The 383-nt window shown below is 68.9% G+C and carries 1 protein-coding gene; it reads left to right on the forward strand.

What is annotated here, in order from left to right; translation table 11 throughout:
- Window positions 1-299 (forward strand): YcaO-like family protein (locus FJV41_RS56735; protein ID WP_181791670.1); only part of this gene is annotated, 299 nt, incomplete at its 5' end.
- Between the last annotated feature and the right edge of the window lie 84 nt (window positions 300-383).

Here is a 383-nt window from a genome sequence, read left to right on the forward strand (position 1 = left end):
ACCGTGGATGGGCCGGCGGGCGCTCCCGGCCCCGCGAGGACGACCGCGGGAGTGGCGGCCTCCGGGCGGACATCGCGCAGTGCGTGGCGGCGGCCGGGAATTGCGGCATGGAAGTGGTGGTGCACGACTACACGCGGCCCGACATTCCGCTCCATACCATCAGGACCGTGGTGCCCGGCGCCTGCCACATCTGGCCCGAGTTCGCGAACCCCCGGCTGTACCGCGTGCCCGTCCAGATGGGCTGGCGCGAAACCCCGCAGAATGAGGGCCTTCTCAATCCATGGCCCCTGTACGTCTGATTTGAAAGCGTCCCGACGTGCACGATGGCGATCCTGCGAAATCTTCCGAGCGGCCGGAGCATCGTGCTCCGCCCCCTGCATACC

Source organism: Myxococcus llanfairpwllgwyngyllgogerychwyrndrobwllllantysiliogogogochensis, assembly GCF_006636215.1.
In the GTDB taxonomy this organism is placed as follows: Bacteria; Myxococcota; Myxococcia; order Myxococcales; family Myxococcaceae; genus Myxococcus; species Myxococcus llanfairpwllgwyngyllgogerychwyrndrobwllllantysiliogogogochensis.